Source organism: Microbulbifer mixtoriginis (SeqCode) (genome assembly GCF_052467705.1).
Genome location: NZ_CP174322.1, coordinates 3,289,029 through 3,308,978 on the forward strand (window position 1 = coordinate 3,289,029; position 19,950 = coordinate 3,308,978).

Here is a 19,950-nt window from a genome sequence, read left to right on the forward strand (position 1 = left end):
TGCCTGTAACCACAGACAGTTGAGGAGCACCCATCAACAACATCTAATAATGTTCAGGGCTTTTCATGGGTCCGCAAAGAACTCACACATCAACATGGAAAGGACATCATCAAAATTCAGAAATTAAAAAATCAGTCTTGAGTCACCACTTTATTCATTATTTAACCTTTAACATTGGCGGATAAGCATCTATCCACTTGCCATTATTTTTTGCTGACTCTACAGCCGCATATACACTTGCCATTGAGCGCAGGCCATCTTCAGCCTTCGGATAAAGATCTATTTCACACATAGGCATTTGATTTGACTTTTCCACCTGAATGACTTCGAAAAGATCACGATAGATATTTGCCAATGCCATTGGAAAGCCCTCCGAATGACCATAGCCCAAGCGAGAAGCACGATTCGCAGCAGGAGAGAGATCACTTGAACCACGCTCTATGATTTGAGTTCGGCCATTCATAGGGGTGTAATAAAGTTGATTTGGGTGTTCTTGTTGCCAAAAAAGACCTCCTTTTTCACCAAATACCCTGAGGGTCAAACCGTGCATACGCCCAATTGCTACAGATGATGCCCAAAGACGACCTACAGTTCCATCATCCATTCGAAAGTTCACCATCGCATCATCTTCCAGCTCCCGACCAGGAATTATTGAAGCAAAATCAGCAGAAATACTTTTAACTTCTTGACCAGTAACGAAACAGGCCAAATGCAATGCGTGAGCACCGGCATCTGCTAAAACGGAAGAAACTCCGGCAGTAGCAGGGGAATAACGCCACCGAACGCTCGGGTTTTCTTGATCCAGAATACTTGCATGATAACCATGCGCAAACTCTGTATTAATTACACGAATTTTACCTAGCTCCCCAGATAAAATCATCTCGCGCATCTGGCGAACCAATGAAAAGCCAGAGTAACAAAAATCAACTGCACAAATCTTACCTTTTGAACGACAGATGCTCACGATTTCTTCAGCTTCTTCGACAGTTATTGTCATTGGTTTCTCACAAAGAATATTAAAACCCGCCTCAAGAAATGCCTTCGTTATTTCGAAGTGGGTGGAATTTATAGTCGCAACTGTAACAAGAGTGAGTTTGTCTTTTCGTTTACATTCATAGTCCAACATTTCCTTCCAGTCACCATATGCGCGACTAGGGTGAATACCAAGAGATTGAGCGAAAGTGCGTCCCTTCTTCGCATCTAGGTCCAAAGCTCCTGCAGAGAGCTGAAATAGTCCGTCTACATTCGCTGCTATTCGGTGTGCCAGCCCTATCTGACTTCCCTCCCCGCCCCCAATCAACCCCCAGGCCAGCCTAACCATCTAAAACCTCCTGATTAAAACCAATAGAATTAAGAAACCTTCTATTGTATATAGCGTCCTCAATTGGTGAGGTATTCCCTTGGGGGTCACAATCCTGCTCCACGGTACACCAACCACTATAACCATCGGAAATTAACTGCTCGTAAATTCCAAGAAAATCGACCTCACCATCTCCCAAGTGACAGAAGACTCCCTGCGCACAGGCATCATAAAAATTCATTCTACTAGCAAGTGCATATGCCTTAATGACTGGAGATACATCTTTAAAGTGTAAATAAGAAATCCGAGACATATGACGTCTGATAAAATCTACAGGATTAAATCCTGCATAAACTGAGTGCCCCGTATCAAGGCAGATTTTCAATAAATACGGATCAGTTTCAGCTAGTAAGCGTTCAAGCTCGGACTCAAACTCTATATATCCTCCAACATGAGCATGAATACCCACTTTTAAACCGTGTTCTTCTGTCCCTAAACGTGCAACAGTTAAAATTCTCTCCTTAAAGTCCTTCCATTCTCGTGAGCTCATGGTCTCAGCCTCATTCTCACGCCCCACCGTAGCAACCCGTCTTGAAGAAATAGAATCAATAAGCACTAAATTCTCAGCGCCATGCGATTCTAAAATTTTACAGGTACGCTTCGAGACATCTAACACATGACTCCAGGCGTCCGGGTCATGAAATGGCTGAAATATTACTCCTCCTACAATTTCTAGATTACGTGAGGCAAGCGCATCACCCAGTATAAGTACATCACTCGGCATATAACCTACTGGTCCAAGCTCAATACCGGTATATCCTGCAGATTCACACTGATCAAGCACATGAGTCCAATGTGGATTCCTTGAGTCATCAGCAAACTCTACTCCCCAACAACAAGGAGCAATACCAAATTTGATAGATATCATGCGCTTCTTCCGGTCACCAAGTATTTATCTCATACAATTGAAATGAGAAAATATTCTTAAAACAACATGTAAGAATTAAAGTGTCATGTCCATAAAATCACAAAGAGATTCAATTTTTAGACCATGCAGCAATAGTCCCCAAATTTTGATAACTCAAACTCATTAATCAATCCGTACAATATAGATGCAACCAGCTTTTATTTAGCCTGGCTAACCAACCTGAATATGTTGCTAGATATCCTTAAAATTATCATGCAATACCCATTAAATAGATAACTGTGAAGAACCACAGGAAATTCATCTAGAGCATATCTGTAGAAGAAAGAATCTACATTATGGAAAAAGTCTATTAATTCGAGAAATATCTATACACCGAATTCAATTTCATACACCTTCTGGGGATTTTATTTTATTATATAGATCACGTGCACCAATCATTTTTTCATTAATGCTCTCAGCTTCGCTTACGTAGCTAGCGATATGCTTCTGATAGCCTATAACAACGTTCACGTGCTCCTCACCAGCACGCCTCTCCATGTCACGCAATTTTTCCAGTGAATCGGCGCCAGGTTTTTCCAAGTAGATATTTCTGTACCCCTTGGATACAACATAATCAAAAATCCTTTTAGTTGATTGAGTTCTAACCGAGATCAACACCAAACTTTTGTAGGAAAGATTTGCCTTAGGTAATTGTTCTAAAGAGGAATAGAGTTTGAAGTCACCAAATTGATCTTTGAGCCTTGCCATCTCCTCATGAAATGCCATCCCTTTTTGGAAGACGAAACAGCAGCAGACAGCCAGTGCTGCTCAACGATGGCATCTACTACGACATTAGGCATACTCATCAACTGAGAAAGATGCAGCCATCCGATTGACTCCCCTGGCAAGCCAACACCAATCACGATGACATGCACCTCATTTTGGTTCATAGGGGCGATCTCATATCAAATCTAAGCCATCCAGGCTCACATGAATCCGAGTTCCTTGTTTAACTCATTGCTAACGCCCTCCCATTTAGACTCCAAGTCTTTTCTGTTCTTGAGCCTGTAACGACAAGGCTACATCAGCTAACTGGCGCATTCCCCTCACCTAAAACCAATGATCGATTGAAGAAATTTATTAGAAGTATTTATATTGATAATTTCTATCAAATAATAACAATCGATAGTATCAATACCGTTCCAAAGACAAAGACTGATTAGAAAGTGATGAATAAGGAGTTATACATGTCACGTTACATCGAATCCCAACTAAAGCCCTTTAACGCCAAGGCCTATCAGAATGGCGACTTCTTCGATATCAGCGACGCCGACGTAAAGGGCAAGTGGGCGGTGTTCTTCTTCTATCCCGCAGACTTCACCTTTGTGTGCCCCACCGAGCTGGGTGATCTGGCGGACAACTACGAAGAGTTCAAAAAGTTGGGTGTGGAGATCTACTCCGTATCTACCGATACCCACTTCACCCACAAGGCCTGGCACGACTCTTCCGACACCATCGGTAAAATTCAATACCCCATGATTGGCGACCCTACCGGCACCATCACTCGTAACTTCGGAGTGATGATCGAAGAAGAAGGCATTGCCGATCGCGGCACCTTTGTCATCGACCCGGAAGGTCGTATCCAGATTGTGGAGATCACAGCCGGCGGAATAGGCCGCGATGCCAGTGAGCTGTTACGCAAGATCAAAGCGGCCCAGTACATCGCCGCCCACCCCGGAGAAGTCTGCCCTGCTAAGTGGAAGGAAGGTGAAGAAACCTTAGCGCCCTCCCTCGATCTGGTAGGCAAGATATAAACCCAATACCTCTGACCCGGCCCATCTAGATGGTGGGCCACAACCAAGCCTAAATTTGTTAGAGAAAGGACACACCGATGTTGGACGCAAACCTGAAAAAACAACTGGACACTTACCTGCAGAATATCGTCAATCCGATCGAGATTCGTGTGTCCACAGATAACAGCGATAAATCGAAAGAGCTGGAAACCCTGGTAGATCAAATCTCCGGGCTCTCCAACAAAATTACTGCACAGCCGGGTCAGGCCAAGCGCACACCAAGCATGGCTATCGCCCCTGCTGGAGAGGAACCCCGTGTAAGCTTTGCCGGTATTCCCCTGGGCCACGAATTCACCTCATTGGTTCTGGCACTCCTGCAAGCGGGTGGCCACCCATCCAAGGCAGACCCGCAGCTGCTGGAGCAAGTACGTAATCTGGAAGGTAAATTTCACTTTGAAACCTATATTTCTCTCTCCTGCCAAAATTGCCCGGATGTCGTACAGGCACTGAACCTGATGGCCACCCTCAACCCGAACATTACCCACGAGATGATCGATGGAGGGCTGTTTCAGCAGGAAGTAGAGCAACGCAATGTAATGGCGGTACCTGCGGTCTACTTAAACGGCGAACACTTTGGCCAAGGCAGAATGTCCCTTGAGGAGATTATTGGCAAACTGGATACAGGTGCCGCAAAACGCAAAGCTGAGAAACTGAATGACAAGGCTCCTTACGACCTACTAGTCATTGGTGGTGGACCTGCCGGCGCAGCAGCTGCCATCTACGCTGCGCGTAAAGGTATTCGCACCGGGTTAGTAGCCGAACGTTTCGGCGGCCAGGTGATGGATACTGTAGGTATCGAGAACTTTATCTCCGTACCTTATACAGAAGGCCCGAAGCTAGCAGCCAGCCTGGAACAGCACGTTAAAGAATACGGTGTAGATATTATTACTGACCAACGTGCAGCAAATTTACAGCGCAATGAACTGGTAGATATAGAACTAAAGAGCGGTGCCACCCTATCCAGTCGCTCTGTGGTGCTGGCCACTGGTGCAAGATGGAGAGAACTTGGTGTACCTGGCGAAGCGGAATACCGTACCAAGGGCGTTGCCTACTGCCCCCATTGTGATGGGCCCTTCTTTAAAGGTAAGCACGTAGCGGTTATTGGCGGCGGTAACTCTGGTATTGAAGCGGCTATTGATCTTGCTGGAATTGTCGAACATGTCACCGTACTGGAGTTCGCTGACTCACTGCGTGCCGATGAAGTACTGGTGCGCAAGGCACAACAAATGGACAACATCGATATTGTCCTCAATGCACAAACTACCGAAGTATTGGGGGATGGTAACAAAGTCAATGGCCTTGCCTATACCGATCGCAAATCGGGAGAGAGCAAAAAGCTCGACCTTGCAGGAGTCTTTGTGCAAATCGGACTAGTGCCAAATACAGAATTCCTCAAAGAGAGTGATGTCGTAATGAATCGTATGGGTGAAATTCAAATCGATGAGCGCGGCGCAACTTCCATTCCAGGCGTCTACGCTGCCGGCGATGCCACTACTGCCCCCTACAAGCAAATTGTGATCTCAATGGGCGCAGGGGCCACAGCGGCACTGGGAGCGTTTGACTACTTAATTCGGTCTTCTGTGGAATAAAGACTAGAATATCAAACGGCCGGTCATTGACCGGCCACTCACTCAATCTTCATCTTCTATTTCTCCACGCCACGCCGCTATAAGGGCTTTCCTGCCAAGTTCCATAAAAATCTCTTTTGCTTACCTTTTCGTAAAACAAATGCCTACTGCCTATTGAATAGTTCACAAGCTCATAGTGACATCAGCAACTTCCTCATGGATACGTACAAATCGGTATACATACAAGCAATTTGAGGCATTCCAACAAACAGACTGCTTTACTATTCCAGAATGAAAAATTGACAACTTGATCTCGGTTGGCCCCTTTATTGGGATCGATTTCAATGGGCTGGTTAACGTCAAATTTATTGATCATCAATTCCAGGTGTTGATGGTCAGCTGGATTTTATAAAACTATATTAGCAAGTGGCTCTACCATTTAAAAAGGAAGCGTTTCAAAAATTGAGCCTCGATTAAATACACTCTCAACAGACTCGAGACTTGATGTTGACTACATTGTTACAGAATATGGCTACTGTCAATCAATGGGAAAACCCACGACTGACCACACACACGCACTGACAACATTGCTCACCTAAGCTTTAGAGAGGGCCTGTTCAAGTGGGCAGAGAACACAACTTCAAATAAACCACCAAATAAATGCCCTAAATAAAATTCCCACAGTGCCTTTAACTCCAAGTAATTTACCTGAAGCCCCTCAAGCAAACTGAAAGCGTGTTATGCCAAAATCGTCACAGTGTGGCCCTGTGGTCATTGAGCCACGATGTTTGCAATAAAAAAATGACCATACAGACTCTCCAGTTTTGTTATCCATCCCGGCCACTAAAACCAGACGTTCACGAAGCCACATATAAATCCGCTAAAGAGAAAAAAACCAGAAGTTTTACCCTTAGCATCGTATTTTGACTTTATTTTGCTGAGATATCGGGATCAAAAAGGACATATCTAGACCAAAACAGCAGAGCTGGTCATCGGCAATTTAGCCAGAAAGAGAAACCAAGAAGTTAGATTTTACCCTACCAACGGGAACCCACATCCAAAGCGAATGTCTGTTTGAGTGGTGCAACTGAATAAACACAAATATTAATTCGAAATTTTTTCACATTTTTTACGTAATAAAAAACTCAACCTTCGTCACAGTTCACACTGGATTTTAAATTTAGAGTGTCACCTAGATTTTTCGACATCATCTAAAGGAACACTCTACAAACAGATTTTTATTACAAGAATTCAACCACCGTGAAGCACTCTTATTCACGAAGTTAACGGACTCACAAAAATAGAGATACCAGGAGTAAATCCATGTTACTAAGAACAAAATGTGCCATTGCCACATTACTACTGATTCCTTTCAGCTTGCAGGTTCAAGCTCACGGCTGGTCTGAATACCCAAAGGCGAGGCAAAAAATATGCTATGACCAAGGGAATGTCTGGTCAGGAACTCCCCCAAATCCTGGCTGTGCATTAGCAAAAACCATCTCTGGATCTTATCCATTTCAGCAACACAATGAATTTTCCATCAACATTCCTGACTACAATAATTTTTCGGCCGTAAAAGCAGCCATTCCAGATGGAACACTCTGCTATGCCAATGACCCACAAAAAAAGGGCATGGGTGCAGCTACAGACACTTGGAGCCGAGTTGAAGTTAACGCTGGAACCTTTGAATACGTATTCAATGCAACCGCACCGCACAACCCCTCTTTTTGGCAGTTTTATCTAACCAAACCCAACGCTGACCTTTCAAAGCCTCTCGCCTGGGATGACTTGGAGCTTATTCAGGAAGTGGGCGATGTGCCAGTTGTGAATAGCCAGTATCGAATGAATGTTACGATCCCTCAAGACAGGGTAGGCAATGCGATTTTATTTGTACGCTGGCAACGAGTAGATGCAGCTGGGGAAGGTTTCTACAACTGTAGTGATATCACCATTGTAAATGGTGATGTTCAACCGCCTACCGAACCTGATCCGGGTGCAACAGAGCCATACCTTATTCAAGGCAACACCTTTATCCCGCAGGATATTAATATCGATTCAGTAGCTGTAGGGGATACTGTCAATTATACGGTCTTAAATAAAAATGGTGAGGAACACTCATCGTTTTCATTAGCAATTACTGAGGACAATAAAAATGATTGGGATAGACTGCTAGCATCTCAAGTTACTGGCTGGTATCAATCCAATCACAATGGAAATGTCTTTATCGGTCGCTGGCATGAGGAAATGAACCATTACATGTATTTCCAAGGCGACTTGCATGGCAACTATTTTAACTCTAAAGATGCACGCGCTTCAGGCCAGTTCAGCATCACAAGTAATGGCAGTGAATTGATTGCGTCTATTACGCCCAAGGTGTTAAAGCCTCTCGACATAGCCAAGGTCGAGCACGGTGAATTACTGGTGCTCTCTACAGGAGAAAGCACAGGAAACATCACAGATACCCAATGGTCACAAGTGAGTGGCAGCCCAGTGGAAACAGCAGCCGGGCCGAGTGGTGCATTGGTTATTGACACTTCAAGTTTAACCAATGCCCGACACGAGTTGAGTTTTAAGTTAACCGTAAGTAGTAGTTCTGCCAATGATGACGAGGTCTACTCCTTTGTCGTTGAACCCTCGACACCCACAGATCCTACAGATCCTACAGATCCTACAGATCCTACAGATCCCACTATTCAAACCTGGGACAGTAACCAAATCTACACTGCTGGGGACACGGTAAGCCATAATGGTAAAACATGGACTGCCGGATGGTGGACCAGGGGTGAAGAACCAGGCACAACCGGGCAATGGGGTGTTTGGCGCTAAGTAACCAATCAATAATTTATCTCACAGGCTTCGGGGGTTTATGGCAATAAGCCCCCGTTTTTTACATACCAAGAATTTAAAAACTCGATTAAACCTACGAAGGCACTGACAAAATTTTTTATACAGCCCACCTGAAAGCCCTCTCAAATCTGGTTTATGATATTTCACGGTCGCCTTACATCGCTACAATTTATAAGCTGAATTTCTAACCATCAGCAAAACCATAATCACCAAAATAAACCAACAATTTTCTAGATTATATTCCACCGCTCACACAAACCTGATCAAACTTCTATTCCACATCACGCAAATACATGGTTGTTGAATCTATTCACGATCCCACGCACAAACACAATCAAAATAAAACATCAAAATTCATTACCCGTGAATTTAATTGACATTGCCAATATTTATTTCACGGAGAGAGTCAAATCTCTAGCGAGAAATCAAATAATATTAGAAACTTTTTCATAAATTGAAATCAGTTATTCTTATGATCGAATAGAATGATAAGAACAGTAGGTGTGAGTAGAATTAAGTCGGAATTAACAGACACACAGTGGAATTTCTTGAGCCATATCTTCCCCCAACTAAAACGTGACAAAGGTAGTCCCAACCTCGTTGATAACTCTGTTTATTTTGAAGATCTCTTGTGGATTTTGCACTCAGGGGCAAGATAGAAAACAAAGAAATGACGCCTGTTCGTACAACAAAGCTCCGGATTGGGAATCCGTTACGATACAGCCTGCCCGCCATAAAATTGGCATGTTTTGCCCTCACCGCAGGAATAGGAGGATAGCTTTGAAACAACATGGCAGAAGCTTTAGAAGGTATGTGCGACGCAGTAAGGTTGGGCGAACTTTAACATGACAAAGAAACTGCCGTCGCTTGGTCGGCAGGTAGAATTGCTATGTATCTACTTAAAGAGCATTTTTCTATATTGCCTGCAAATCATTTAATCTAAAGAAGCTTTGAAACAGTTTCTAGAAAAATAGTCGCGAAACAACCCCAATATATCACTTGATCGATCTTAGCCCTCTAAATGTCACCTATAATGCCCTGGAACAATGGCATAGATGCGTAGCAAGGCAAGGTAAACCTGCAGAATATTCATCTTCCCCAACAGGTCAAAAGTATAATTTAAACCTTACGAAATCTACTTTATTAAAAATATTTCAAACCCTACATATAAAAGTCAAGGCTCACGGAAGACAATAAATCCACCAAAAACACGGCAAGAACCCACCTAAGGCACCGAAAATTTAGCCACTATGAATCACGAAGATCAATACCACAGAAAGCTAACCACAGCCGATAATGCCGTAGCCTCTATCCCCAGCGAGAGTATCATCTCCATGGGTATGCGCGTAGCAACCCCGCCAGCTTTACTTAAAGCTTTAGAAAACCGGGTTCGGACAGGCGACATAAAAAAACTCATGGTTTATTACATGCGTTGTGGCGGTGTCGCGATGAAAACAATCTTTCAGGAGGACTTGCTAGATCGCGTCAGACCCTTCTCATCCATGCTTACCAAAGACGAGGTCAAGCTTGCAAAGAAAGGCTTCGCCAAAGGAAAGAAGTATATCAATTATGTTCCCATTTCTTTTAGTCGATACCCGGAAATTATAAAAAGGCAAGTGAATCTAGATGCTTTCCTCGTAACTGTATCCCCAATGGATAAATATGGATATTTCAATTTTGGTACTAGTGGAGATTATGCGATTGAGTTATCCAGACATGCAGACCAACTCATCGTTGAAGTCAACAAAAACATGCCGAGAACTTCTGGGGGCACTTTACTTCACATTAGTGAGGTAGATGCAATTATAGAAAACGACACTCCATTAATTGAAGAACCGCAAAGAGAAACCTCTGAACTGGATAAGAAAATTAGCGATTATATTGCACCGCTAATACCCGATGGAGCCACAATTCAAATGGGGATTGGAGGTGTTCCCAATGCCGTGTGCGAGCAGCTGAGAAACAAGAAGGATCTAGGGATACATACAGAGGTCATCACCTCCGGAATGATAGACTTAATCAAATCTGGTGCGGTTAATAATTCATGCAAAAAACTAAACACCCACCTCAATGTGTTCACCTTTGCCATAGGGGATAGGACACTCTATGACTTTATTGATAACAACCCTTCAATGGCCTGCCTTCCAGTCTCCTACGTGAATGAACCACAAACTATTGCTCAAATTGACAACATGATCTCAGTCAATTCCTTTATTGAGATCGATTTCAATGGGCAAGTAAATGCAGAATTTATCGATCATCAATTCTCTGGGGTGGGTGGACAATTGGATTTTATCAGAGGCGTATATTACTCAAGAAATGGTAAAACCATATTGGCGAGTAGTTCTACGGCACAGGGAGGGAAAATTTCCCGGGTTGTACCGCGCCTAAATACAATCACAACAGACTCTAGACTGGATGTTGACTATGTCGTTACTGAGTACGGTTACTGCCAGCTTATGGGTAAGTCAACCACAGAACGCACACATGCCCTAATTAACATTGCACACCCAGACTTTAGAGACAACCTGATAAAGCAGGCTAAAGAACACAACTTTATCTAAACAACCTTATGATCAACCTATACATTCATCCTGCACTGCTTTTTACGCCAGGTAATAAGCCTAATCTTTTTCAGAAAGCAACAGAGGTAGAAGCCAGCGCAATTATTATTGATCTCGAAGACAGTGTACCTGCTAGTGATAAGCAATTAGCCAGAGACAATGCTATTCACTACTGTTCCAAGATCCAAAGCGACAATACTGCCAACATTATTCGAATCAACCACCTAACGAGCAATGAAGGATTAAAAGACATACTTGCCATTACTACAACCAAGTTACAAATCGACGCTGTACTTTACCCAAAGACAGAGTCTCCTAATGATATCCAACAACTTGGTAAACTCCTCGCTCAAACTTATACAGACATAGCCATTATTGCTTTAATCGAAACTGCCTGTGGAACAATGAATATCCACAATATTGTTAAGGACAGCCCCAAAAAACTGCAGGCCTTAATGTTTGGTGCCGCAGACTATGCCAGCGACCTCAATTGTGACAACTCAATAAACGCCCTAAGCTCTGCACGTAGTAAAATCGTGGAAGCTTCAGCGGCAAACAATCTGGCCTGCTTTGACTCCCCCTATTTTGATTTCAATAATGAAGATGGGCTAAATAAAGAACTAAATATCGTTAAGGGGATGGGATTCAATGGCAAGGCCGCCATTCACCCCAAACAAATTTCTGCTATCAAGTCCTCTTTTAAGCCTACTCAAGAACAATACGAAAAAGCAGAGAAAATAGTAGAAATCTATAACAATTCAAAGGGTAAAGCCTGTCAATACCAAGGGGAGATGATTGATGTACCGGTTTACTCCAAAGCAAAGCAAGTTATCTCTATATTCAATAAACTTAGCTAAAACTTAAAGGGAAGTGGTGGTCATGCAATTCCAGCCATATAAAAAAATTAACGATAATCGCTACCGGGAAGACTTTGGATTTTACTTCGAAGACTTCACAGAAGGTATGATCATTGAACATCGTCCAGGTAGGACATTAACTCGAACAGACAATACCTGGATGACACTATTAACAATGAATACGGCACAGTTACACTTTGACGCCCACTATGCACAAAAAACCGAGTGGCAGTTACCGCTAGTGGATAGTACTTTAACCCTGGCGATTATAACTGGTATGACAGTAAACACTATCAGCAAGAAGGTAGTAGCCAATTTAGAGTGGGATAAGGTACAGCTACTGAAACCTGTTTTTGAGGGGGACACCATCTACGCAGAGAGTGAGATCCTATCTAAACGAGAATCACATTCCCGCCCCACTCAGGGAATAGTGACGGTTGAGACTCGTGGCTTCAAGCAAGATGGCGAACTATTTATGCGCTTTATGAGAACAGTATTAGTGTATAAGAAAGGACACTCACCAAACTATAACATTGACGAAGCCTCAGAATAACTCCGAGATTCCCCTGACTTTTAGAGAGATTGACAGTAAGAGTGGTCCTTTTGAGCTACTTATGCTGTATGCTCAACTGCTAAAACTGACCGTCTACACAGAACCATCTTTCGCCTAACGAACAAAAACAAGCTGAAAGGACATTGCTCAATGTAAATGAGCACGATAGAACCTGTTTACTTTTGCGCAGGACCTAGCCATTCATCATCTTTCTTTACCGCTCATCCATTATATAAAACCTCCCCTACTAAATTAACTGCACAAAGTTAATCAACATCTAGAATGCCAGCCATTCAACTAACCCTATGGAATAATTACTGATGCAAACGATCAAAACGAAATTTAGAGTTACCAAGTGGCGATTAAAGTCATTAATCCTAGCCGCTTTATTAACTTCCAATGCTATGGCCACTGACATTGAAGGCGACTGGAGATCGATGCTTAAAACAAATGATGAGAAGATCATACCAATAGTGATTCAACTAGAGGAGAATAGCGGTGAATGGACTGGCGTATTAAATAGCCCATCTTTAGAGGAGATGAAAATAGATATTACGGGGCTGGAAGTTGCAGATAATAGAATTGCTTTCGAGGTAGAAGCCCTAGATATCAAATATGAGGGAAGTTACATTAATCAGGTAGACCTAATCGCTGGCGCAAACATTAAAAAAGGCGCACCACATCTTACACTTTTTAGCAGAATAAATGACTATATTGGTGGTTCTAGCAACCATTCACAAACACAAAAAAAATCTATTCCATATATTATTGAAGATGTCAATTTTAAAAATAAAGAGACAAGCAATATAATTTCGGGAACTTTAACCAAGCCAACATCCAGAATTAAAGCTACAGCTGTTCTTATCAGTGGTACTGGACCCCAAGATAGAGATGAATCTCTTTATGGACATAAACCTTTTGCCGTAATAGCCGATCACTTAACCCGGCAAGGATATGCAGTATTACGCTACGATGACCGAGGGGTTGGTGGATCTAGTGGTAGCCATCAAACAGCAACTACTAAAGACTTCGCAAGTGACACCAGCGCAGCTGTTGACTATTTAAACAGCCGTAGCGACCTACCCCAGGGTAAAACTGGCTTAATTGGCCACAGTGAAGGCGGTATGATAGCTCCTATGGTTGCCAGTAGGCGTGATGATATTGCATTTGCCATTTTACTTGCTGGACCTGCAGTTAAAATACCAACTGTGCTTGTTGATCAGTTGTACCGTGGTCGTAAATTTAATGGTTTATCCGAAGAAATATTAAACAAACTCAAAGAGTTAGATAAGGAAATCCTAGAGAAAATTGGTAATCTTGAATTAAATGAACCGCTTAATGATGCCATTGAGGATCTTATTTATTCCAGCATCAGGCTTGAGGGGGTGCCCAAAGAGGACATAAATACCCAATTTGAAGAGGTAAAGAAAGAGTACTCTCTTTTGATATTTCGTGATTACTTAAAGTTCAATCCAGAATTCTATTTAGAACAAATAAAAGCTCCGCTATTGGCTCTTAATGGTTCTTTAGACTTTCAAGTTGATGCAAAAATGAATTTAGGTAATATACAATCAGTGTTAAATAGAACCGGACATAAAGATTTTACGGTCATTGAACTTGACAGAATGAATCATCTTTTTCAAATAGCTAACAAAGGTTCAAGTACTGAGTATGCTGAAATAAAAGAAAGCTTTTCGCCAAAAGCATTAAGTGTAATTTCTGACTGGTTAAACGAACGATTCAAAATCTAGATTTGACTAGAATTAATGGCTCCAATTTAGGAGCCATTTTATTACACTCAAACGAAATGCTATTTAATTAAAAATCAAATCGAGCGGGTATAGTTAGATTAACCTAAAGAATGAAATTTATTGCTAACACCTGATACATATTGATAATAAACGACCCATACTGGAGCTGATAATTAGCCCCCCCCAAAGATCCTTCGGCTGTCTAATCTCCTTATAGAGAAATCGATCATAGCAAAACTAGAATACTTTGCACCCTAGTCTCAAATCTATGGTCTACCATTTTATGAGCAAGATATCTGTTTGAATTTCCTATCTAGAGTAACCCTAATCCGTTCAACGCCCCTCCCTACCATTCATCCCCTCAGGAAGCCGCTCCTACTAAATTCATAACACCAGGCTAATCGACAGGTAGAATATCAACCATTCAACAAGTAGGTACAGGAAGAGCACAAATGCAGCCTATCAAAACACTCTTTGCAGAAGCCAAGTGGCACTTGAAAACAGTAATTCTCGCAGCTGGCTTAATATCAACCAATGTAATGGCTTCAGGTTTAGAGGGTGCTTGGAGGTCCGTAGCCCAGGTTAATGGTGAAAAGAATATACCTGTAATCATTCACCTGGAAGAAGATAACGGTATGTGGAAAGGCTCCTTAGATAGCCCCTCCCTTGGGGCTAAGGGAGTAGAAATATCTATGCTGGAAATTCGGGACAGCAATATCACTTTCGAAGTAGAAGACTTACAGATTAACTACAAAGGCACTTACAGTGCAGCAGTTGATCTTGTGTTTGGATCTATCAGCCAGGAAGTGACATCGCCTCTGAACTTTAGCCGGGCATCTGAAGACACAAAGAACAGGACTAGTAAGCGACCCCAAACACCAAAGGGCCCATTTCCGTATACTATAGAGGAAGTAAGCTTTAAGAATGCTGCAACAGACAATATCATTTCGGGAACACTGACTAAACCAAAGTCAAATGTCAAAGCAACTGCTGTTCTTATCAGTGGTTCTGGGCCTCAAGACCGAGATGAAACGCTGTTTGGCCATAAGCCATTTGCGGTAATCGCCGATCATTTGACACGGCAAGGATATGCAGTATTTCGCTATGACGACCGCGGTATTGGCGGCTCAAGTGGTGATTTTCAAGCAGCAACCAGCAAGGATTTCGCCCGCGATGCTAACGCAGCTGTAGATTATTTAAACAGCCGTAAAGATCTCCCAAAGGGTAAAGTTGGATTAATTGGACACAGCGAAGGCGGTATGATAGCTCCCATGGTTGCCAGTAGTCGAAGTGATATTGGATTTACCATCTTACTCGCTGGACCAGGGGTTAAAATACCTGAACTACTGGTTGATCAGTGGAACCGAAATCGTAAGTTCAATAACTTACCTGAACAAAATATGAAAAGACTTAGCCAGTTGGATAAGGAGATTTTTGAAAGAATTGCTCAACTCGGAATGAATGAAAGTCTTAATGATGAGATTCATGAGCTGCTTTATGAAAGCGTGAAGCTCGAAGGCGCTCAGGAAGAGGAGTTGGATGCTCAGGTTGAACAACTAAAGAAGCAGTATACTACTCCTTGGTTCCGTTATTTTGTTAAGTTCAATCCTGAACCTTATTTGAAACAAACAAAGTCACCACTTCTGGCTCTTACTGGCTCACTTGACTACCAGGTTGATGCAAAAATGAATCTAGGTAATATACAATCAATATTGAGCAGTGCTGGACATAAAGACTTTAAAACTATCGAGCTGAACAAAATGAACCATCTTTTTCAAATAGCCAATAAAGGCTCATTTTCAGAGTATGCCGAACTAGAGGAGAGCTTTTCACCTATTGCACTCGAAGTAATGTCCTCATGGCTGAATGAACGCTTCTGATACTTGATAAGAATGCCAAGACATGGCTCCTGATTTAGGAGCCATCTTACTTAGATGTTTAAACTATGAATCTTTTGAAATCCCCTACGCCATCGGCAAAATTTTTGGCCTACAATTTTGGTGGCTGGTTGATATTCTCTTTAGTTAATGTTTTCTCTTTAGGGCTTCTATTTCAGAACCACATTGATAAAATTGTGATACACATTACAGCTCTAGCATTTACAGCTGGGCTTTCCACTTTGTTCATTCGGGAAGTCTTATATCGATATGAACTTTTTGAGAAAAGTTGGTATCAACAATGGGCATATTTTCTTTTAGTGGGCATATTCATTGGAGCTATTGGCACCTATATTGCTACTAGCTTTGTATTTTATTACTACTTATTTGTTGGGCATGAAGTTCCACCCTCATTTTGGGGAGCTGTTCTAGACAATTGGCTTTTCTTTATTTTACTAATGCTCAGCTGGACTTTTATATACGTCACCGTAGTGAATCAAGAGCGACTGCGCAAAACTGAACATGATGCAACACAACTTAAATTACAGCTGAACGAAGTAAAGTTGAGCGCTCTAATGGGGCAGTTAAATCCTCACTTTCTATTCAATGGGCTCAATAATATTCGAGGGCTAATCCTTGAAGACACAGCTAAATCCAGGGATATGTTGACGAACTTGTCTGACCTTTTACGTTATACGTTAATGGCCCATAAGCATAAAACTGTAACATTAAGAGATGAATTGGAAATCGTTTGTCAGTATATCGAACTTCTGAAAATACAATATGAAGATCGATTGTCTTTCACATTGGAAGTTAACGAAGATTTAATGGGAGAGCGGATACCTCCACTCCTAATCCAGCTGCTTGCCGAGAATGCCGTTCGCCATGGAATAGAAAAATGTAAACAAGGCGGTGAACTAGTGGTTAAAATCACCAAAGAAGACAATCATATGGTAATCACTGTGATAAATCCAGGTACTCTCATCAGAGAGTCAACCAAAGAGAGTGGTAATACCGGCCTGGGGTTAATCAATATACAAAAAAGGTTAACCATACAATATGGAGACAAGACATATTTTGGAATTGAACAGCAGGGCTCCCAGGTAGTTGCCCGGTGCCATATTCCCTCCTCTCCCTTACAATTAGTGGTATAAGAAGTGAAAGCCATTATCGTTGAAGATTCTCGACTCGCACGCAATGAATTAAGAGAGTTACTCAAACCTTATAAGAATATAAACTTAATAGCAGAAGCAAAAAACTGTGAAGAAGCTATTCTCCTTATATCAGAGGAAAAGCCTGATTTAGTATTCTTGGATATCAATCTTCCTGATGGCAATGGCTTTGACATACTTGAAAAACTGGATTTCACACCTCAGGTTATTTTTACAACAGCTTATGACGAATACGCCATACAAGCTTTTGAAGTAAATGCACTGGATTATCTACTTAAACCCATAAATCCTGAAAAACTAAAGAAAGCTCTCGATAAGACGTCAAGTGAAACACCCACCGAGCACACAAATAGCTCAACAAGCTATTTAGACTCCAACAATAAAATATTTATCAAGGATGGGGAGCGTTGCTGGTTAATCGAAATTGGAAAAATTCGATACTTTGAAAACTGCGGCAACCATGCTCAAGTATTTTTCGATGACAGCAAGCCTTTCATCTATAAATCTCTAACTAAAATTGAACAACGATTAAATCCAGAAGTATTCTTCCGTGCAAATCGACAACAAATTATCAATCTAAACTTTATTGAGAATATAGAATCGTGGGTTAATAGTGGATTAATAATAACCATGACCGATGGGAAAGAAATAGAAGTTGCCAGACGGCCAGCCACTCGGCTACGTGAAATGTTAAGCCTCTAAGATTCAGGCCTAAAAAATAGCAGTGGAGTAAAGTATCAGTTAGATTAGTTCAGACTTGGTAGGATCATTTCCCATTTAAATAAAGTGTACGGTCAAGCCAAGTCTTAACTACGATAGATTCACTCATATTAAAATTATATGCTCGAACTCTGCGACTTAGCTACATCTCAGATTTTCTGATATATACCCTATCAACGAATCATACTATTAACCATTTAATCAATCAGACCTGTAGGGCTAAATCATCAAATTATCGTGTTCAATAGATGGCATTGCAATTTGACTGATACTTATACTTCGGAAAATATTTCAGTTAATCAACTGACCAACAGTTTGCTAGACGCTATATTAAACTAACATTTAACATTAGAGATCAATCTGTTAATGATACCCATATATTCATCAATATACGCAGAGATACTATCTTCGCTAATCAAAGGCTCACAATAACCAAATACAAAAGCCGAGTTGCGATAAGTCGTATAATTTATAATCATTAAGGGGTTAATTGCAGTTTTTAAACTAATCATCCCTTTTCGAATTTCAAAATATCGCATTTCATTAGCAAGAAGGCGCATATTCCCTACATTTGAAACAAGAATACCTGCAGGAAAGCATTCTTTCGGCGCAGTGACCTCAGCAGCCATACGGGTGACCTCCTCCATGCTATAGTCAGATCTTAGGCTTTTTGTCATTGGTTTTTGTTTGAGAAGCACTAAATTAATCTCATTGTTCAAAAGCTTGGCTACCTCAAAAATATCGGAGCTTGTTGCGTTTGGTGGTAATTTTAGGCTGGCAGTTTCTGAAAATGAACCAACATGATCACTCGGGATAATAGGGTTGCACAATAGTCGAGCATCCATCGTGAAAATAACTTCTGGCAAATTTCCACACGCCGGCATAACCCGAGCAGCAACTGATGCAACAGCACAATAAAGCGCCGTTAGCTTAATCTGATTTTTTTTAGCTAAACTAGCTAGTCTTTCAATTTTTTTTGGTGATACTAAATATGATTTAGCACAGGCTCTTCTATCAGCGACTGACGCTTTCTTCTCAACCGCCCAACGGCTTCCCCCTTCTATTTGATGCTCAAACTTCTTCTCACCACAATATCCAGAAGCCTCTAGTTGACTAGCAATACTATTTAGCAAAGGGAGTGATTTAACTTCATGCCTTGGCTTTTCATGAAGGCATAGGAACTTGTCAAGATCAGAGAATAGCGTCATGAGGGATCTGCCATCAAGTATGGCATGTATATTTATAAAACAAATCCAATCAACAAAGCCTTGTTTATTTGTATATACCCTTAATCTATATACATGCTCCTCAGTTTTAATGAAGATCTCAGCAAGGTCCCTAAACTCTTTCTCCAAATCAAGCTGATCAACAATTAGAGTTACTTCTATTGGCACATCAACAAAATCAACATCACAAACCCACCTTAATCGCTCACCCCTTTTTACACGCGCCCTCAAAAATGGATGACGCTTATGCAAGTAAGCCAACCCCTCACGCAAGGACTCCATTTGCAAGGGCTCACAGACTTTTATAAAAGAAACAAATTGCAGGCCACCACGAGATAACCTATTCATTTCAATAAATAATGCTTCTTGGGGCCCAAGCTCTCTCGAAAATGGTTCTGGACTCATTGAAAATACCTTGTATTCATAACATTGCCTCTAACCTTTATGATGGAGACATGTAAATCAACAACTATTGATCTTTAGTTAGCCTTATTTATTCCAGGAGCATCAACAGATCGCTGAATAAAACATAGTATGCAATTAGACTTTTCTTACTCGTTGACATATACACTAACTTTCCCCCAAGAAATTTAGTAATGATCCCGGTGGTAGAGATATTTCAAGATATGTAATCCACAACAGATCTTTAAAATACAACCTTTATTTCTTTTTATCATGATTATTACAATTCTTTAGATTGTAAATTTCTTGAAAAACAGGCTATTTTTGTAAAGACGCAAATAACTCCTTATCAT

General features: G+C 41.5%; 15 protein-coding genes. 11 read left to right on the forward strand and 4 right to left on the reverse strand.

Going from position 1 to position 19,950, the window contains the following annotated elements; genetic code table 11:
* Positions 1–157: 157 nt before the first annotated feature.
* The 3 genes from ACJJIB_RS14365 to ACJJIB_RS14375 form a co-directional block, all read right to left on the reverse strand.
* Positions 158–1,321 (reverse strand): Gfo/Idh/MocA family protein, encoded by a 1,164-nt coding sequence (locus tag ACJJIB_RS14365; RefSeq protein ID WP_444886588.1) that lies wholly within the window; start codon positions 1,319–1,321, stop codon positions 158–160.
* Positions 1,314–2,228: a TIM barrel protein gene (locus ACJJIB_RS14370; RefSeq protein WP_444886589.1), complete on the reverse strand. Its 915-nt coding sequence runs from the start codon at positions 2,226–2,228 to the stop codon at positions 1,314–1,316. The genes ACJJIB_RS14365 and ACJJIB_RS14370 overlap by 8 nt, the downstream gene beginning before the upstream one ends.
* A 384-nt stretch (positions 2,229–2,612) precedes the next feature.
* Positions 2,613–2,975 (reverse strand): hypothetical protein, encoded by a 363-nt coding sequence (locus tag ACJJIB_RS14375; protein WP_444886590.1) that lies wholly within the window; start codon positions 2,973–2,975, stop codon positions 2,613–2,615.
* 479 nt (positions 2,976–3,454) lie between these two features.
* Here ACJJIB_RS14375 and ahpC point away from each other — a divergent pair, with 479 nt between their 5' ends.
* The 11 genes from ahpC (at position 3,455) to ACJJIB_RS14430 (ending at position 17,951) form a co-directional block, all read left to right on the forward strand.
* On the forward strand, positions 3,455–4,021 hold the full coding sequence (gene ahpC / locus ACJJIB_RS14380; RefSeq protein WP_444884410.1) for an alkyl hydroperoxide reductase subunit C: 567 nt from the start codon (positions 3,455–3,457) through the stop codon (positions 4,019–4,021).
* 77 nt (positions 4,022–4,098) lie between these two features.
* Positions 4,099–5,649: an alkyl hydroperoxide reductase subunit F gene (ahpF, locus tag ACJJIB_RS14385; RefSeq protein ID WP_444886591.1), complete on the forward strand. Its 1,551-nt coding sequence runs from the start codon at positions 4,099–4,101 to the stop codon at positions 5,647–5,649.
* A 440-nt stretch (positions 5,650–6,089) separates the two neighbouring features.
* Complete coding sequence (locus tag ACJJIB_RS14390; RefSeq protein ID WP_444888932.1) at positions 6,090–6,227, forward strand: hypothetical protein; 138 nt, start codon at positions 6,090–6,092, stop codon at positions 6,225–6,227.
* Positions 6,228–6,951: 724 nt separating this feature from the next.
* Entirely contained in the window at positions 6,952–8,454 is a 1,503-nt protein-coding gene (locus ACJJIB_RS14395; protein WP_444886592.1) for a lytic polysaccharide monooxygenase, read from the forward strand.
* Positions 8,455–9,725: 1,271 nt separating this feature from the next.
* A complete protein-coding gene (locus ACJJIB_RS14400; RefSeq protein WP_444886593.1) occupies positions 9,726–11,039 on the forward strand; it encodes an acetyl-CoA hydrolase/transferase family protein in 1,314 nt (437 codons plus the stop codon).
* Positions 11,040–11,047: 8 nt separating this feature from the next.
* Positions 11,048–11,896, forward strand: a complete 849-nt coding sequence (locus ACJJIB_RS14405; RefSeq protein ID WP_444886594.1) for an HpcH/HpaI aldolase/citrate lyase family protein — start codon at positions 11,048–11,050, stop codon at positions 11,894–11,896.
* Between the two features lie 22 nt (positions 11,897–11,918).
* On the forward strand, positions 11,919–12,449 hold the full coding sequence (locus ACJJIB_RS14410; protein ID WP_252082173.1) for a MaoC/PaaZ C-terminal domain-containing protein: 531 nt from the start codon (positions 11,919–11,921) through the stop codon (positions 12,447–12,449).
* A 320-nt stretch (positions 12,450–12,769) separates the two neighbouring features.
* Positions 12,770–14,200 carry an alpha/beta hydrolase family protein gene (locus ACJJIB_RS14415; protein ID WP_444886595.1) on the forward strand — a complete coding sequence of 477 codons (1,431 nt, stop codon included), beginning with the start codon at positions 12,770–12,772 and terminating at the stop codon, positions 14,198–14,200.
* Positions 14,201–14,652: 452 nt separating this feature from the next.
* Entirely contained in the window at positions 14,653–16,080 is a 1,428-nt protein-coding gene (locus tag ACJJIB_RS14420; RefSeq protein WP_444886596.1) for an alpha/beta hydrolase family protein, read from the forward strand.
* Between the two features lie 65 nt (positions 16,081–16,145).
* Positions 16,146–17,231: a sensor histidine kinase gene (locus tag ACJJIB_RS14425; protein WP_444886597.1), complete on the forward strand. Its 1,086-nt coding sequence runs from the start codon at positions 16,146–16,148 to the stop codon at positions 17,229–17,231.
* 3 nt (positions 17,232–17,234) lie between these two features.
* Positions 17,235–17,951 (forward strand): LytR/AlgR family response regulator transcription factor, encoded by a 717-nt coding sequence (locus ACJJIB_RS14430; RefSeq protein ID WP_444886598.1) that lies wholly within the window; start codon positions 17,235–17,237, stop codon positions 17,949–17,951.
* A 353-nt stretch (positions 17,952–18,304) separates the two neighbouring features.
* Here ACJJIB_RS14430 and ACJJIB_RS14435 read toward each other — a convergent pair whose 3' ends face one another.
* On the reverse strand, positions 18,305–19,600 hold the full coding sequence (locus ACJJIB_RS14435) for a hypothetical protein (RefSeq protein ID WP_444886599.1): 1,296 nt from the start codon (positions 19,598–19,600) through the stop codon (positions 18,305–18,307).
* Positions 19,601–19,950 lie beyond the last annotated feature (350 nt).

Bases quoted from the DNA above. Each gene is read 5' to 3' on its own strand.
- ACJJIB_RS14370 (WP_444886589.1), bottom strand. From the start codon at position 2,228: ATGATATCTATCAAATTTGGTATTGCTCCTTGTTGTTGGGGAGTAGAG.
- ACJJIB_RS14375 (WP_444886590.1), bottom strand. From the start codon at position 2,975: ATGGCAAGGCTCAAAGATCAATTTGGTGACTTCAAACTCTATTCCTCT.
- ahpC (WP_444884410.1), top strand. From the start codon at position 3,455: ATGTCACGTTACATCGAATCCCAACTAAAGCCCTTTAACGCCAAGGCC.
- ACJJIB_RS14435 (WP_444886599.1), bottom strand. From the start codon at position 19,600: ATGAGTCCAGAACCATTTTCGAGAGAGCTTGGGCCCCAAGAAGCATTA.
- ACJJIB_RS14420 (WP_444886596.1), top strand. From the start codon at position 14,653: ATGCAGCCTATCAAAACACTCTTTGCAGAAGCCAAGTGGCACTTGAAA.
- ahpF (WP_444886591.1), top strand. From the start codon at position 4,099: ATGTTGGACGCAAACCTGAAAAAACAACTGGACACTTACCTGCAGAAT.
- ACJJIB_RS14410 (WP_252082173.1), top strand. From the start codon at position 11,919: ATGCAATTCCAGCCATATAAAAAAATTAACGATAATCGCTACCGGGAA.
- ACJJIB_RS14405 (WP_444886594.1), top strand. From the start codon at position 11,048: ATGATCAACCTATACATTCATCCTGCACTGCTTTTTACGCCAGGTAAT.
- ACJJIB_RS14415 (WP_444886595.1), top strand. From the start codon at position 12,770: ATGCAAACGATCAAAACGAAATTTAGAGTTACCAAGTGGCGATTAAAG.
- ACJJIB_RS14395 (WP_444886592.1), top strand. From the start codon at position 6,952: ATGTTACTAAGAACAAAATGTGCCATTGCCACATTACTACTGATTCCT.
- ACJJIB_RS14425 (WP_444886597.1), top strand. From the start codon at position 16,146: ATGAATCTTTTGAAATCCCCTACGCCATCGGCAAAATTTTTGGCCTAC.
- ACJJIB_RS14400 (WP_444886593.1), top strand. From the start codon at position 9,726: ATGAATCACGAAGATCAATACCACAGAAAGCTAACCACAGCCGATAAT.
- ACJJIB_RS14365 (WP_444886588.1), bottom strand. From the start codon at position 1,321: ATGGTTAGGCTGGCCTGGGGGTTGATTGGGGGCGGGGAGGGAAGTCAG.